This is a genomic window from Flavobacterium sp. LC2016-12 (assembly GCF_015351595.1).
Lineage (GTDB): Bacteria > Bacteroidota > Bacteroidia > Flavobacteriales > Flavobacteriaceae > Flavobacterium.
In genome coordinates this window covers 310,353-326,950 of the sequence record NZ_JADKPT010000005.1, presented here as the reverse complement: position 1 = coordinate 326,950, position 16,598 = coordinate 310,353, and the positions used below count along the sequence as shown (strand labels likewise).

General features: G+C 33.3%; 13 protein-coding genes. 9 read left to right on the top strand and 4 right to left on the bottom strand.

The window, feature by feature from the left end:
* The first annotated feature begins 532 nt into the window (after nucleotides 1–532).
* The 6 genes from IRZ99_RS11230 to IRZ99_RS11205 all read left to right on the top strand — a co-directional run bounded on the left by IRZ99_RS11230 (nucleotide 533) and on the right by IRZ99_RS11205 (nucleotide 4,389).
* Nucleotides 533–1,051, top strand: a complete 519-nt coding sequence (locus tag IRZ99_RS11230; RefSeq protein ID WP_228519073.1) for a Crp/Fnr family transcriptional regulator — start codon at nucleotides 533–535, stop codon at nucleotides 1,049–1,051.
* Between the two features lie 62 nt (nucleotides 1,052–1,113).
* Nucleotides 1,114–1,911 (top strand): acyl-ACP--UDP-N-acetylglucosamine O-acyltransferase, encoded by a 798-nt coding sequence (gene lpxA / locus IRZ99_RS11225; RefSeq protein WP_194657346.1) that lies wholly within the window; start codon nucleotides 1,114–1,116, stop codon nucleotides 1,909–1,911.
* A 98-nt stretch (nucleotides 1,912–2,009) separates the two neighbouring features.
* Nucleotides 2,010–2,816, top strand: a complete 807-nt coding sequence (locus IRZ99_RS11220; RefSeq protein ID WP_194657345.1) for an SDR family oxidoreductase — start codon at nucleotides 2,010–2,012, stop codon at nucleotides 2,814–2,816.
* A 12-nt stretch (nucleotides 2,817–2,828) separates the two neighbouring features.
* The gene (locus tag IRZ99_RS11215; RefSeq protein ID WP_194657344.1) at nucleotides 2,829–3,167 is read left to right on the top strand and encodes a hypothetical protein; all 339 of its coding nucleotides are present in this window, start codon (nucleotides 2,829–2,831) and stop codon (nucleotides 3,165–3,167) included.
* Nucleotides 3,151–4,065: an AraC family transcriptional regulator gene (locus IRZ99_RS11210; protein ID WP_194657343.1), complete on the top strand. Its 915-nt coding sequence runs from the start codon at nucleotides 3,151–3,153 to the stop codon at nucleotides 4,063–4,065. Before IRZ99_RS11215 ends, IRZ99_RS11210 begins: the two co-directional genes overlap by 17 nt.
* Nucleotides 4,066–4,068: 3 nt before the next feature.
* A complete protein-coding gene (locus IRZ99_RS11205; RefSeq protein ID WP_194657342.1) occupies nucleotides 4,069–4,389 on the top strand; it encodes a MazG-like protein in 321 nt (106 codons plus the stop codon).
* A gap of 103 nt (nucleotides 4,390–4,492) precedes the next feature.
* On the opposite strand, the gene IRZ99_RS11200 is transcribed toward IRZ99_RS11205, so the two are convergent.
* The 4 genes from IRZ99_RS11200 to IRZ99_RS11185 are packed head-to-tail and all read right to left on the bottom strand — an operon-like array spanning nucleotide 4,493 to nucleotide 12,466.
* On the bottom strand, nucleotides 4,493–6,910 hold the full coding sequence (locus IRZ99_RS11200) for an ABC transporter permease (protein ID WP_194657341.1): 2,418 nt from the start codon (nucleotides 6,908–6,910) through the stop codon (nucleotides 4,493–4,495).
* Nucleotide 6,911: 1 nt separating this feature from the next.
* Nucleotides 6,912–9,335, bottom strand: a complete 2,424-nt coding sequence (locus IRZ99_RS11195; RefSeq protein WP_194657340.1) for an ABC transporter permease — start codon at nucleotides 9,333–9,335, stop codon at nucleotides 6,912–6,914.
* A 1-nt stretch (nucleotide 9,336) separates the two neighbouring features.
* Nucleotides 9,337–11,748, bottom strand: coding sequence for an ABC transporter permease (locus IRZ99_RS11190; protein WP_194657339.1), 2,412 nt, complete (start codon nucleotides 11,746–11,748; stop codon nucleotides 9,337–9,339).
* A 4-nt stretch (nucleotides 11,749–11,752) separates the two neighbouring features.
* Nucleotides 11,753–12,466 carry an ABC transporter ATP-binding protein gene (locus IRZ99_RS11185; RefSeq protein ID WP_194657338.1) on the bottom strand — a complete coding sequence of 238 codons (714 nt, stop codon included), beginning with the start codon at nucleotides 12,464–12,466 and terminating at the stop codon, nucleotides 11,753–11,755.
* 480 nt (nucleotides 12,467–12,946) lie between these two features.
* Between IRZ99_RS11185 and IRZ99_RS11180 the strand changes: the two genes are divergently transcribed.
* From IRZ99_RS11180 to IRZ99_RS11170, 3 genes are all read left to right on the top strand, one after another.
* Nucleotides 12,947–14,293, top strand: a complete 1,347-nt coding sequence (locus IRZ99_RS11180) for a sigma-54 dependent transcriptional regulator (RefSeq protein WP_194657337.1) — start codon at nucleotides 12,947–12,949, stop codon at nucleotides 14,291–14,293.
* Between the two features lies 1 nt (nucleotide 14,294).
* On the top strand, nucleotides 14,295–15,626 hold the full coding sequence (locus tag IRZ99_RS11175; protein WP_194657336.1) for a PAS domain-containing sensor histidine kinase: 1,332 nt from the start codon (nucleotides 14,295–14,297) through the stop codon (nucleotides 15,624–15,626).
* A gap of 77 nt (nucleotides 15,627–15,703) precedes the next feature.
* Nucleotides 15,704–16,558 (top strand): helix-turn-helix transcriptional regulator, encoded by an 855-nt coding sequence (locus IRZ99_RS11170; RefSeq protein WP_194657335.1) that lies wholly within the window; start codon nucleotides 15,704–15,706, stop codon nucleotides 16,556–16,558.
* Nucleotides 16,559–16,598: the final 40 nt, after the last annotated feature.

Sequence of the window (16,598 nt, the reverse complement as noted above, 5' to 3'; positions counted from 1 at the left end):
TCCTGATTTATCGGGAGGGGTTTTTTATTTTACATTACTTTTGTTTTTTTATCGCTAAGAACGCAAAGGTTGTTTTTCCTGTGCGTTTAAGCTTGACTTTATTGAGGTCGCAAAGCAGTTCATTGCGAATTTTTCGTATCTCTTTGCGTTCTTTGCGGTTAAATAGCAGTACCGTATCAAAGTTTCTTTTGAAAAAAACTCTTCAAGTTCGTAGACTGCGCTCAGATAGGAGCGGAATATCCCGATTTAGAAAAACAAGCTTTTTTGCCGTAATCTTTGTTCATCGGGAATATAGCGGACAGCCCGGCCTAAAGGGAAATGCCCAAAATAGCCTTTAACGCTTTATTAATTTTTTCTTCAGAATGATTCTAAACGTGTTTCTTTTTTTTAAATATTAAATTTAGTAAGCGAAATTATCATCTAGCTTAATAAATTTAAAATACATTCTTTAATTATATTGGTAAATTAGCTGGAAATTAATGTAGATATGGTTGAGTTAATTCAAGTGATTAATAGTTTTCAAGAACTAGATATGGAAACGGAGGATGCAGTAAAGAAGTATTTTGTTATTGAAAAGTTTAAGAAGGGTGAATTTATTGTTGAAGAAGGTAAGATCTGCAGGAAAATTTATTTCATTAAAGTAGGTGCGATTCGACGATTTTGTAGGGAGGATGGGGGTGAAGTAACAAAATGGATCTATACCGATAATCAATTTGTGACATCATTGAGCAGCTTTTTTGAACAGAAACCTTCATTTGAAAGTTTTCAGGCTTGTGAAGAAACTATTGTATATTCTTTATCCTATTCGGATGAAATAATCCTTTTGGAATATCCACTATTTTTAAAGTTTCATATTAAGCAGCTTAGACTTTATCTTTCTAAGATTAATGAATTTCATCATGTTTTCAGACAAATGAATGCGCAGGAGAAATATTTGTATCTTCTGGAGTCGTTTCCGCAGATTATTTTAAAAAGTAAGATGAAGTATATCGCCTCATTAATTGGTGTAAGTCAGGAAACGTTAAGTAGAATACGAGCTGCAATTAATTGACTTTAGATCAATAAAAATTATTAGTTTTTTGATCACATTTGCTTTTATTAAATAAAAGCAAATTGAAAAAGAATATTGTAATAGGAAAAAAAGCTATAATTGGCAATAATGTTCATATTGGTAATTTTAGCACAATTGAAGATAATGTAGTTATTGGTGATAATTGCCTGATAGGAAATAATGTTTCCATTCTTAATGGAACAAGAATAGGTAAAGATTGCCAAATACATTCTGGAGCTATACTAGGAGGTATTCCTCAAGATTTAAAATACAGAGGAGAAGATACTTTATTGGAAATTGGGAATAATAACATTATTCGGGAGTTTGTAACGGTTAACAAAGGAACGTCATCTAAAGGAAAAACTACTATTGGTAATAATAACTTATTAATGTCTAACGCTCATATTGGACATGATTGTTTTGTTGGCAATAATTGTATTATTGGATTTAGTGTTGGAATGGCTGGTGAAGTTATAGTAGGAGATTGGGCTAATATTAGTGGCCTGACCGCTATTCATCAGTTTTCTATTATTGGAGAACATTCTATGATTAGTGGAATGAGCCGGATTGTAAAAGATATTCCTCCTTATGTTTTAGCCTCGCGAGAACCTTTGTCTTATTGTGGTTTAAATGTAATTGGACTAAAAAGAAGAGGTTTTAAAGTTGATAAGATTAACGAGTTAAAAGATATTTACCGTGTCATTTTCATGGAGAAAAGAAATACCACAAGTGCTTTGAATTTAATTGCCCAAAATTTTGAAAAAACAATAGAGCGTGATGTTATTCTAAGTTTTATTAAACAATCTACGAGGGGGATTATAAAAGGAATAGGTAATTCATTCAGTGTAGATTTAAAATAATTAGTACGGTCATTTTGGCTAACATATCCTCCAAAACGGCTAATCCCAACTTTATACTTCGGCTGATCTTTGCATTATAATTTTAAAATAATTAAAAAATGCAAAAGACAATAGTTATTACAGGAGCTTCATCAGGTTTAGGAAAATCAACGGCAAGATTATTTCAAAGCAAAGGCTGGCAGGTAATCGCGACAATGCGAAATCCGGAAAAGGAAATGGAATTAAATCAACTAGAAAATGTAATTGTACTTCCGTTAGACGTTTCTAATTCGGAACAAATAAAAGCAACTATCAAAAAGATTACAGATAAATATTCTGTTGATGTGGTATTAAATAATGCCGGATATGGTTTAATAGGTGCTTTAGAATCTTTGGAGGAAGAACAAATCGAACGCCAAATCGAGACTAATTTATTGGGCGTAATAAAAGTTTCTAAGGAATTTGTACCTCACTTTCGCGAAAAGAAAAGTGGCATTTTTATTAATGTGACTTCGACTTTTGGTTTAATGGGTTTCCCGACCTGTTCTATTTACAGTGCAACTAAATTCGCTGTAGATGGCTTTTCTGAAAGTTTAGCGTCTGAATTGGTTCAATTTGGGATCCAGGTAAAAGTAGTTGCTCCGGGCGGAATGCAAACTGATTTTGCGGTTCGCTCTATGGAAGTTGGACAACATCCTGCTTATGAAAAACTAACTGCTGAAGTTAGCAAAGGCTATAGCCCGGAAAAATTGGAGAGTTATACCAAAGCCGAAGATGTTGCCCAAATTATCTACGAAGCGGCTATCGATAATAAAAATCAACTGCGATATGTTGCGGGAAATGATGCCAATGCTTTATATGATGAACGTTTGAAATTGGGTGCCGAAACTCAGGTGCAAAATATCAAAACAATGTTTACTTTTTAATTTTTGAATCAGATGAAAAATAAAGCGATAGAATTGACTACTTTTAAACTCAATGGTTTTACAACACAACAATTTATTGATGCTAATGCTGAAATTGATGCATTTTTAAAACGACAAGTCGGATTTTGTTCCAGAACTATTTTCGAATTAAAAAAAGGCATTGTATACGATATGCTAGTTTGGGATAGCACTGAAGATGGTACAAACGCCATGCACAAATTGATGACAGAATTGAGTGATTCAGTTGTACACGATATGATTGATCAAAGTACCGTCAGCTGGAACATTGCGCCAGTAGAACATTTTGTAAATTTGTACACTAGTATTTCTAAAAATGAAAAATCAGCCTAAAATATTCCAGTCGATATCAGAACTGCATAAAGCGATGGGACAGCCAAAACCAATGCATCCGCTGATTAGTCTTTTGGATTATGGTAAAGCGATTTTTGACCCGAAGGATTTTGAACAAGGTATCATTTTAGATTTTTACAAAATATCTTTTAAAACAAATTTCTCCGGAAAATTGCGTTACGGACATGGTTTTTATGATTTTGAAGAAGGTGGAATGTCGTTTGTTGCGCCGGGACAAATTTTGAAAATACAGGAAGAAGAAGCTGATTATAGCGGAATGTCTCTTAATATTCACCCTGATTTTATTCGGCCTTATACTTTAAATGAGAATATTAAAAAGTATGGGTTTTTCTCCTATTCGGCGGCAGAAGCTTTGTATTTATCTGAGAAAGAAAAGGAAACAATTCTGGCTGTTTTTGCTAATATTCAGGAAGAACTAGATCAACGAATTGATAATTTTAGTCAGGATGTTATTATTTCGCAATTAGAACTTTTGCTTAATTACAGCAATCGTTTTTATAACAGGCAGTTTATTACTAGAAAAGTGGTTAATAACGATGTGCTTTCGAAACTTGAAAATCTGCTTGAAGATTATTTTAATACGGAAAAACCTCTGGAAAATGGTTTGCCAACGGTGCAATTTGTAGCGGATGAACTGCAATTATCATCAAGATATTTAAGCGATTTGTTACGAAGTATTTCGGGACAAAACACACAACAATTTATTCATGATAAATTGATCGAAAAAGCAAAAGAATATATTGCAAAAGGCACGCTTTCCATTTCAGAAATCGCTTATAAGTTAGGTTTTGAGCATCCGCAATCTTTCAATAAATTATTTAAGAAAAAAACGAATGTGAGTCCAGTAGCTTTTCAGGAGTTATTTAATAAAAATTAAATTATGGCATCAATAAATTTTGAACAATTAAAGGAACGTTCTTTAAAAATAAGAGCAAAATATCGTGAGCTTGAACTTACACACCATGGCAGTGAATGGACGGTTGAAGAAGATGCCTTGGCTTTTTTAACCGATGCAGGTTTGGTTGGACGCCATGTAATGTCGCAGCAAGGGAGATGGCCAAAAGGTAATACAGAAGAAGAATTAAAACACAAATTAGGAGAATCTATTTGGTGGCTTACCGTTTTGGCAGAGAGAATGAATATCGACATTGGAGAAGCTACAGAAAAATTTTTAAATAAAACGGAGGAATTATTTGAGTAATAAATTTGATTCCTTTGATTTAAGATAATACAAAAAAACTCCATTAGCAATAATGGAGTTTTCTGTTTTTTAATGAATTAAGATTATAAAAAGTAAGATGATTTTATTCATATTTCAAATACTGTAAGATGTCTGTTTTTGTAGCTGAATAAGCTCTTGAAAGTACAATGATTAAAGTCAGAATTAATAAAATGATGAATCCGAGAACGAATGGAAAAATGCTAATGTCTATTCTAAAAGCAAAATTCTCCAGCCATTTGTTCAGTAAATAATATACCGGAAACAATGCGATTATAAAGCCAATGGTACAATACAAAATATATTGTTTGGATAATTCTTTTAGCAGAACATTTGTGTCGGCGCCAAGCGTTTTTCTGATAGCGATTTCTTTCATTCTTCTTTGTATCGAATAAGACGCTAAAGCGAATAAACCAAAAAGCGCAATTAGAATTACTACAATGTTTAGCAGTGAAAATAAGTTTTTTTGCTTCACATACGATTCATAAGTTCTCGCATATTCTTTATCTACGAAATCATATTGAAACGGATATTCGGTATCGACTTTCGACCATAATTTTTCGATATTGGCAATCGTATTTTCCAGATCATCCCGTTTTAGTTTTGCATAAACTTTGTTAATATTATATGTCATTCCAAACATTTTGATATTGTAAAAAGCCATTGGCGGTACTTTTAATTCAGGACTTAACAAGTTGAAATCCTTAACAATACCAATTATTTTTAATTTCTGATCTCGAATTATAAGTTCCTTGCCAAGAGGATCTTTAATATTCATTAATTTTAATGCGCTTTCGTTTATGATCACAGAATTGATAGTGTCTGAAGCCAGTTTTCTATCAAAATTTCTCCCCTTAATTATTTTGATGTTCAATATTTCAAACATGCCAAAATCTAAAGGGATAATGCGTTCTTTAAAAAGTTCATCATTGTATAAAACCCCCGATATTGAATTGTCTGAACCATCAAACGCAATAAGGCCCGTGGAGATTTGTTCGACGCCTTTAATTTTGCTGAGCTGCTGTTTTATGATGTTGTATTTGTTGTAAATATTTTGGGCTGCATTTTCTCCCTGGTAATCAACCGATGGAAAATTTAAAGAAAGAGAAATTACCTGATCGCCCTTAAAACCCAGATCTTTATTCTGTAAATATTTAATTTGCTGGTATACGATATTGGAGCCAATAATAAAAAAGGCAGCAATGGCAAACTGAAAAATAAGCATTCCGTTACGCAGCCAGATACCGTTTTTACTTCTTCCGAAATTTCCTTTCAAAACTTTAAAAGTTTCGAAATTGGATATATAAATGGCCGGAAATAATCCTGCCACCAAAATTGTAATGATAAAAATTAATAGCAATTGTATGTAAAACTGACTGGCAAGAAGTACAATGTTTTTGCTTAAAAAGTTGTTATAATATGGCAAAGTCAACTCTACAATTACTAACGCCAGTAAAATAGAAAAAGTCGTGGTTAAAACCGTTTCAAAAAGAAACTGATTAACAATATCGCCTTTTGAAGCACCCGAAATTTTACGTACTCCAACTTCTTTCGCCCGCTTTACAGCATTAGCAGTTGCAAGATTGATGTAATTAACAATCGATAAAATGAGAATCAAAAGAGACAAGCCCATCATAATCATTAAAAACTGATAATTTCCTCGCGTTTCAGGATAACCATCTGCTATCGAATGTAATCTGGCTTTTGATAAAGGTTCAAGAATAACCCTAAAATGCCCTACTTTTTTAGCCATGACTTCAGGCGTAAAACCGGCTTCTTTGGAAAGTAGTTTAATAAAATCATGGTTGTACATTCTTTCGAGTTTCTGTCTTGTAAGATCAACTTTTGACGGGTCTTTTACTTTTAGTAATAACTTTAAAATAAACGGATTTGGCTGTCCGGAAGTTGTCAATTCCTTCATTTTATTGATGATGGCATGTGGCGCAATCGAGGAATTTCCGGGAATATGATACACGGCCCGTACAGAAAAAAGCTGGTCAAAGCATTTTATTTGTTTTCCAACGGGGTTTTCATTTCCGAAAATCCTTTTGGCCGTAATATCTGAAATAGCAATGCTCGAATCATCTTTTATAGCTGAAATTGCATCACCCTGAATAATTTCGAAAGGAAAAAAAGAAAAGAAATTTTGTTCGACATTGATAATTTTATCTACAAATTCCTTTTTTCCTTTGTAAATAATTTTATCCTTTTGATACCAATAGTCAGCATATAGTGTAGATTCGATATTTGGATCTTCGTCTAAAGCCGGTTTTAGGAATAAGGCACAATCTGACCCGGCGGGCGTATCGCTTAGTTGAACCAAAACCTGATAAACATGGTCTTTTTCAGGATTCCAGGCATTGTAACTTTGTTCGTCGTTCCAGTAAAGTAATGCGAATATTAACCCCGCGATTCCTATTGATAATCCTAAAACATTTAAGGCCGTAAAGAACTTGTTGTTTTTGAATTGATAAATAAATATGTTGACCCAGTTTTTTAGCATGTTATTCGTATTTTAAGTATTTTAAAACATCAGTTTTTGTAGCGGAATGAGCTCTTGAAAGTACAATTATCAAGGTCAGAATTAATAAAATGACGAATCCGAGAAGGAATGGAAAGATGCTAATGTCTATTCTAAAAGCAAAATTCTCCAGCCATTTGTTTAGTAAATAATAAACTGGAAACAATGCTATTATGAAACCAATTATGCAATACAAAATATATTGTTTGGATAATTCTTTTAATAAAATATTCGTCTCAGCGCCGAGTGTTTTTCTGATTGCGATTTCTTTCATTCGTCTTTGTATCGAATAAGTAGCCAAAGAGAATAATCCGAAAAGGGCAATAAGAATCACAATTACATTTAACAGCGAAAAAAGGTTCTTTTGCTTGATGTATGCCTCGTACGTTCTAGCATATTGGTTATCTACAAAATCATAGGTAAAAGGATATTCCTGATCAACATTTGCTGTCCAGAATTTCTTAATGTCGGCAATGGTGTTTTCAGCGTACTGCGATTTTAATTTCACATATACGACACTCATATCTTCAGCCATCTGTAAGGTTTCTATATGGTAAAATGTCATTGGCGGAACTTTGACTTCTGGACTTAATAAATTGAAATCATTTACAACTCCAACAATTTTTAAGTTCTGATTTCGAATCAGAATTTCTTCCCCAATCGGATTCTTCATGTTCATCAACTTTGCAGCTGTTTCATTTATCATGATAGAATTTACGGTATCAGATGCTATTTTTTTGTCTAATCCTCTACCTTTTATCATCTTGATTTTCATCATTTCAAGCATTCCGAAATCTATTCCAATATGTTTTGCTTTAAAAAGCACATCGTGATATAAAAGTGGTGCCAACGAATTGTCTGCACCATCAAAAGATACAAGTCCGGTTGAAACGCTTTCAACTCCGTCAATCTTGCTTAATTCTTGCTTTATGGTGCTGTATTTGTTGAAAATGTTTTTATCAATGTTTTCTCCTCCGTAGTAAGAAGGAGGAAGGTTTAAGTCGATCGCAATCAACTGATCTCCTTTAAAGCCAAGATCTTTTTCGCTTAAGTATTTTACTTGCTGGTACACAATGCTTGAGCCAATAATAAAGAATGTAGCAATAGCAAATTGAAAAATCAGCATTCCGTTGCGCAGCCAAACGCCATTTTTACTTCTTGCAAAATTACCTTTCAGAACTTTCAATGTTTCAAAATTGGAAACATAAACAGCCGGAAATATTCCTGCAACTAAAATCGTAATGATAAAAATTAGAATTAATTGCAAATAGAACTGTCCTCCAATAATCATTAAATTCTTGTTTAGGAAATTGTTGTAATAAGGCAATGTCAATTCTACAATTACTAAAGCCAGAAAGATGGAAAACAAAGTAAGTAAGGTTGTTTCAAATATAAACTGGAATATAATATTACTTTTTGATGCACCAATAATTTTACGAATTCCTACTTCTTTAGCGCGTTTTATTGCATTGGCCGTTGCCAAGTTTATGTAATTGACGATAGATAAAATAAGAATCAAAATCGATAGTCCCACCATAATTTTCAAAAACTGATAATTGCCACGACCTTCAGGATAACCATCTGTGATAGACTGTAATCTTGCTTTTGAAAGAGGCTCCATGAAAACAGAAAAATGACCTACTTTTTTTGTCATTTCTTCAGGAGTAAAACCAGCTTGTTTAGACTCTCTTACGATAACTTCATCATAATAGGCTTTTTCGAGCATCTTTCGGGTGAGCTCTACTTTTGATGGATCTTTTAGTTTCAAAAGTATTTTTAAAGCAAACAAACTTCTGCTTTGAGCCGGATCAGCAAGATCTTTCATTCGATTTACTACAACATTTGGAGCAATCGAAGAATTACCAGGAATGTGATACACTGCACGAACTACAAACAAATTATCAAGACAGTTGATTTGTTTGCCAATTGGGTTTGTATTACCAAAAATGCGCTTTGCGAGATCATCAGAGATCACAATACTTGCTCCGTCTTTTATAGCACCGTTTCTATTTCCTTGAATAATTTTGAAAGGAAATAGAGAAAAGAAATCACTTTCGACATTGATTATTTTATCAACGAGTTCTTTCTTTCCGTTGTAAATGATTTTACTCTTTTGATACCAACTATCTGCAAAAACAATATTTTCGACATTTGAATCTTTTTGTAAATAGGCTTTTAATCGTACGGTATTATCGGTATTAACAGGTGTGTCAGTCAACTGAACCAGTACTTGATAAACATTGTCTTTTTCAGGATTCCAGCTATTGTAACTTTGTTCGTCGTTCCAATAAAGTAATGCAAATATTAATCCCGCGATTCCTATTGATAATCCTAAAACATTTAAAGCCGTAAAGAATTTGTTGTTTTTGAAGTGATAGATAAATATGTTAAACCAGTTTTTTAGCATTTTACTCGTATTTTAAGTATTTAAGAACATCAATTTTGGTTACCTGATACGCTTTTGCCAATACAATTGTTAAGGTTAGGAACATTAACGCAATAAGAGCAACAAAGAAAGGAAGTGCAGGAATGTCAATTCTGAAGGCGAAATTTTCAAGCCATTTTCGCAATAAAAGATAGGCGGGAATTATTCCGATCATAAAACCAATCAAACAGAAAATCACATATTGTTTAGATAATTCTTTCAGCAAAATATTGGTTTCAGCGCCCAATGTTTTTCTGATCGCAATTTCTCTCAATCTTCTTTCCATAGAAAAAGAAGCTAAAGCAAACAATCCGAAAACGGCAATCAGGATCACAATTCCGTTTAAGAGTGAAAACAACTGACTTTGGTCCTGATATTTTTTATAGGTTCTGGCAAAGTTTCTGTCGACGAAATTATATTCAAAAGGATATTCGGCATCAACTTTTGTTTTCCAAAACTTTCCAATAGCATCAATGGTTTCAGACATTTGATCTGGAGAAATTTTAACCGCGATCGTATGCATTGAATTTTGAGCCCATGGTACTATTTTAATGTGAAAGAAAATCATCGGGCCAATTTTGTTTTCAAGCCCAAAATAATTAAAGTCTTTTACGATTCCGACAACCTTATAATTACCATCCTCCCAGTTGACGATCTTATTTATTGGGTCTTTTTCCAGCAGTGTTTTCGCTGCAGTTTCATTTAATAAAACATTTGAAATGCTGTCGGAGGAAATTTTTTCTGTTAAATCACGTCCTTTTATCACTTGTATGTTCAATAGTTTCAGCATTCCAAAATCAACACCCATTCCCTGAGTTATAACCTCCTTATTAGTTTTATAATGTAAACCTGACCATGAGTTTTCTATACCTCCAATAGAGAATGATCCTGCAGAAACAGCTTCGACGCCGGTAATTTTTTGAAGTTCCTGCTGAATAGCTTTATATCTTTCAAATTGTCCTTTTCCTTTTTTAGAGCTAAACGAAATATCGATAACTTGCGCTCCTTTAAAACCCAAATCTTTTTCAGCCATAAAATTTACCTGCTGGTACACGATAAAAGAGCCAATGATAAAAAAAGTGGCAATAGCAAATTGTAAAATCAGCATTCCGTTACGAAGCCATACACCGCTTTTGCTCCTCGAAAAGTTTCCTTTTAAAACTTTCAGTACTTCAAAATTGGAGATGTAGATCGCAGGAATCACACCGGAAACAAAAACAACGAGAATAAAAATTAATACTAGTTGAAGATAGAACTGACTTCCGATCAGAATGAGGTTTTTGTTTAATAAAGCGTTGTAAAAAGGCAATGAAAGTTCTACAATTACCAGAGCCAGCAATACTGAAAAAAGTGTAATCAATATGGTTTCAAATACGAACTGAATAATGATTTGCAATTTTGAGGCACCAATAACTTTTCTGATACCCACTTCTTTAGCACGTTTAACAGCATTGGCAGTAGCAAGGTTAATGTAATTGGCAATCGATAATAACAGTATAAGTATGGATAAAGCCATCAGTATGCGTAAAAAAGTCAGATTGGCATTTCCTTCGGCAAAGGAAGTATTTCCCTGATACAGTCTCGCGCTGGTGAGGGGTAATAACTCTGCTTTAAGAGGTTCGCCGTATCTTTTTATAAACGCTTCCAGAGACATACCTTCATTCTTTGCCTGTTTTTTGTAGTTTTCTTCAAGAAAGATTTGATCCAGTTTTTTAATAACTGCAGTTGTATCACTTTGCTTTTTTAGCTTAAGCATTAATCCATAATTCAAACCCCAGCTTTCTCTGTTTTTTTCTAAATCCTCTTCTATAACCGTTGTAATGGCAGCAGGCATCACCGAAGATTTTTCGGTTAATCGATACACGCCCCGAACAACAAAAATTCGTTCAGCATATCGCACTTGTTTTCCCATCGGATTCTCGTCTTTAAACAAACGTGAAGCCGTTTCTTCAGAAATTGCAATGCTGTTACGATCGTGAATAGCGCTTTTTGCGTTACCACGAATAAATTCGAAAGGAAAAAAAGAAAAGAAACTGCTTTGCGCTGTAAGAATCTTGTCAACTAACTCTGTTTTTCCTTGGTATTGTATGGTTTGCTTCGAGTAATTGGTTCTAAAATAGCAATAAGCATCTAAATAAGAAGTGGTAGATTTTAAAATAGGGGCTGGCATTGCTGAAGATACAGCCCAGATATTCCCTCCTCCAAGATTACTCATTACCGAGTAGACTTTATCTTTTTCGGGATTCCATTGGTCATAAGAATGTTCTTCATTCCAATATAAAATCGCGAAAATTAATCCGGCAATTCCAATTCCCAAACCCAAAACATTCAAAGCCGTAAAAAGCTTGTTGTTTTTGATGTGGTATATAAATATGTTAGTCCAGTTTTTAAGCATGACTTTAGTTGTTTAAAGAGACTGTAAAAACGTCAACATTTCTATTGTTTGTTTTTTCAGAAAGTATAATTCCGTCTTTCATCAAAATGGTTTTTTGAGAGAAAGAAGCATCGTAATCGGAGTGTGTAACCATCAAAATGGTGGCTCCGTTGGCGTGTAAATCGGTTAGTAATTCCATTACTTCATTTCCGTTTTTACTATCCAGGTTTCCTGTTGGCTCATCGGCCAAAATAATTTTGGGATCATTAATTAATGCTCTTGCAACCGCCACACGTTGTTGCTGACCTCCTGAAAGTTGTTGAGGGTAATGTTTCAAACGGTGCGAAATACCTAATTTATTAGCAATCTCGTTTACTTTTTTCTTTCTTTCAGCCGATGGAACATCGTTGTAAATAAGCGGTAATTCGATATTATCAAAAACAGATAATTCATCAATTAAATTAAAGTTCTGAAAGATGAAACCAATGTTTTCTTTTCGGGCTTTTGATTTTGCTTTTTCTTTCGTGCCAATCATTTCCTGACCTAAAAGCTGATAACTTCCTCCGGAAGCACTGTCTAATAAACCAATTATATTTAGTAAAGTTGATTTTCCGCTCCCTGATGGTCCCATAATGGATACGAAATCGCCCTGATTGATGTTTAATGAAATTTCGCTTAATGCATTTGTTTCTATTTCTTCAGTTCTAAAAATTTTTGAAAGTTTTGTAATGCTGATCATAATTGTTGTTTTAGATTGATGTTTTTAATTTGATGCGCATAATTTATATTAACACATAGAAACATAGATTTTGTAAACTTAAAAAAGGCGTTTCACTTTTTTTAAAACACATAGCGCTGTCTATGTGTTGGAAACAAGTTTCTTTCAATTTTCTTTTTAGACAAAGAAAAACTATGTTTCTATGTGTTAAATATTATTTTACGAATTACACGCACCCGTTTCTGTTTTTTAATAATTTTTATTGCCGATGTAATAGAAACAAATTCGAAATTAAGATAATTCACAATATAGTTGTTAGCGCTCTATTTTTGTTACTTTTACCAGCAATAATGTTTCACATATTTGATGATTTGTTAGTCTTAATGTGATTTTCATGCCAAAAATTTAAAGCTTGTAACTGCCTTATTTTTAAAATTTTATTTTTTAAGAGAAATTTAAACTGTCCATTTGTGGACAGCTTTCGTCCAAAACTGAACAAAAATGAAAAAGACAAATGCCTCAATATTAATCATCGACGATCAGGAAGACATCCTTTTTGCGTCGAAAGTATTCCTGAAAAAGTATTTTGAAGACATTTATACACTCAATAATCCGAAAAATATTGTCGAATTATTGTCTAAAAAAACAATTGACGTCGTTTTGTTAGACATGAATTATAGAATAGGTTTTGAAGATGGAAGGGAAGGACTGTATTTGCTGAAAGAAATAAAAACGCTTTCACCGAAAACGGTTGTTATTTTAATGACGGCGTTTGGAAAAGTAGAAACAGCAGTTGAAGGTTTAAAAAACGGTGCTTTTGATTATATTCTCAAACCTTGGGAAAACAAAAAATTATTAGAATCAGTAAAGCAGGCTGTTGACAAATCCAGAAAAGAAAAGAAAACCAAGAATGTCGAAATTGAAAACGACTTTTTTGTTGGAACCTCTGATATTATAAAAAAGGCCTATTCTCTTGCGGATAAAGTAGCAAAAACAGATGCGAATGTTTTGATTCTGGGTGAAAACGGAACCGGAAAATTTGTTTTGGCACATCATATTTACAGTCAATCAGAGCGAAAAGATAATCCTTTTATAGCGGTAGATCTAGGCTCACTAAATTCGAATATTTTCGAAAGCGAATTATTCGGTTATGCCAAAGGTGCTTTTACCGATGCCAAACTAGACACGCCAGGACGTTTTGAAATGGCGCAAAACGGAACTATTTTTTTAGATGAAATTGGGAACGTTCCGTTGCATTTGCAATCAAAATTGTTGCAGGTAATTCAGACCAAAACTGTTACCAGATTAGGAGAAACGAAACCCAGACCATTGAATGTTCGCATTATTACCGCGACCAATTTAAATCTAAAATTAGAAGTTGCCGATAAAAATTTCAGGGAAGATTTGTATTACCGAATCAATACCATGGAAATTGTGTTGCCTCCGTTACGCGAGCGAAATGAAGATAAAATTCCGCTAGCCGAATATCTTCTCGACAAAATGATTGCTAAATACGGAAGGGACGAAATTACTTTCGACAAAAAAGTATTGGAACAAATTGAAAAACATGCGTGGAATGGGAACATCCGCGAAATGGAGAATAAAATTGAACGCGCCGTCATTCTTTGCGAGAACAATAAAATCACCGTTTCTGATTTGGATTTAGAAATCATAACGGCTTATGAAGAAACTCCTGATGATATTCAGCTTTCTTCTGTAGAAAAAGCTGCGGTTGAAAAGGCTTTGCTGAAAAACAATAATAATGTCAGCAAAACCGCTGAAGAATTGGGCTTGTCAAGAGGCGCTTTGTACCGTCGTTTAGAGAAATATAACATCAATATTAATTAGCATGTTTAAAACATTTCAAACTTATAAATTGCTGTTTTTGCGATTGATCCTGATTGTGGTGATGATCGAAATCTCTATTTATTTTTTTAAAACCGAATTGCTTTTCACAGGTGTTTTCGGGCTCTTTATTGTCTTTTTGCTGGTACGTGAAATGTATTTTTATGTTCGGAATTTTGTTTTGCTTTATGATAAAACGATTGCTTCGATACTGCAGAATGATTTTACTTCCGATTTTTCGAATCATAAATTCAATAAAAGCTACAATGATTTATTTCAGTTGTATGATGTGTTGAAAAACAAGCAAAATGAACAGGTTTCAAAAGATATTATTTATCGTTCGATTTTGAATAATATTGAAACCGGAATTATCATTTTGCAGAAACAGGATTCAGATTGGGATATCTTTTTAATGAATGACTATTTCTCGAAACAATTTAATGTACCGAAAGTTTCAAAATGGAAATATCTGAAAAATCAGCTGCCATCCTTATGTGAGATTATTGAAGAAGATGATTTTCAGGAAATAAAAACTTCAGTAGAAATTAGTATCAACGAACAAAGCAAACAAACTTTTGTTTTGCAGGCTTCAAGAACAGAAATATTTGAAAAAGATTATTTTATTGTTTTGCTGGATTCGATTCAGAATGTAGTGGAGAAAAAAGAGAAAGATGCATGGGTGAATCTGATGAAAGTGATTTCGCATGAACTTTTAAATTCGATAACGCCAATTCGGTCTATTTGTCAAAATTTACAGGATTTGGTAGAGCAGGATTCTTTATCGGCCGAAGATTTAGAAGATGTAAAAAATAGTGTCGAGACAATGTTGAGACGAAGCGATCATTTGCAGAAATTTGTTGAAGGATATCGAAAATTGGCCATGTTGCCTTCTCCAAAAAAAGAAAAAATAGAATTAGAGCAGTTGATTGATAATGGTATTCAGGTTATGAATCCGTTATTCAAAGAAAACGGAATTGAAGTGGTAAACGAAATTACTTTTAAACGTTGGATTGAAGTAGATTCACAACAAATCGAACAGGTTTTGATTAATCTTTTGACCAATTGTATTCATGCTTTAAAGAATGTTTCTCAAAAGAAGATTTTCATTTCGGCGGAAGCCAAAGAAAACCGAACTTTCATTAGAATAACAGATAACGGAAACGGAATAGAAAAAGAAATTGAAGACAAAATATTTCTGCCGTTTTTCACCACCCGAAATGAAGGCGCGGGAATTGGTTTGACTTTATCTAAAAATATTATTGAAGCGCATGGCGGATATATCTCATATAAAAGTGAAGTAGGAAATACTGTTTTTGAGATTTGTTTGGTGGAGTAACAAAACTTTGATTTGTCCTATTTAAATGATTTAGAGAATTTAAATTAAATACCTTTGCAGAGCAAACAAAATAGGCAATGCCGAAGAAACCAAAAAATATCCCGATAATTGCAAAATCCGAAAGCGGAGAGGGGATTTTTATTTCAACAATGTTGGTAGAAGATACTGATCAGTTTGAAGATGTAAAGCATTCACATCGGGATGACTATCATTTGTTTTCATTGCAGTTAAAAGGTACAACTTCTTTTGAAATTGATTTTCAAAAATATACAATTGAATCTCCTTCTATTTTTTACATTCACCCGAATCAGGTTCATAGGGTCGTGTCTTTTGAAAATGTTAGTTTCAGTAGTTTAGCTATTACTAATGCAAGCTTGAGTCAGGAGAATCTGAAATTATTAGAAGAAATTACACCCGTAAAGCCGCTATTGTTATCTCCCGAAAAACTTTCTATGGTTTCAGAAGTTGTTACGCTATGCCTGAGATTTTCTGAAAGAAAAGAAGAAAAATTATATCATTCTTTATTAAAAGACAGTTGTAATGTTTTAGTATCTTTAATAGCTTCCTACTATTTAGAAGAAACGCATTCAGCAGATAAATTTTCCAGATTTGAGACGATCACCAAATCCTTCAAAGTATTATTGGAGCATAATTTTGTCGCTGTCAAAAAACCTACGGAATATGCCCAGCTCCTAAATATTTCGACTCCTTATCTGAATGAGTGTATCAAGAACACTACAGGTTATTCAGTAACACATCATATTCAACAGCGTATTATCTTAGAAGCAAAACGCCTCTTATATCATTCTGATAATTCGGTAAAAGAAATAGCAGGTGAATTGGGTTATGATGATTATCCTTATTTTTCACGTCTTTTTACCAAAGTAGCCGGAATTTCGCCACTGGCCTTTCGGAACAAAAACTTCGAATAGTCCAATACTTACTCTGTTTTTACCTATTTTAAACTGATAA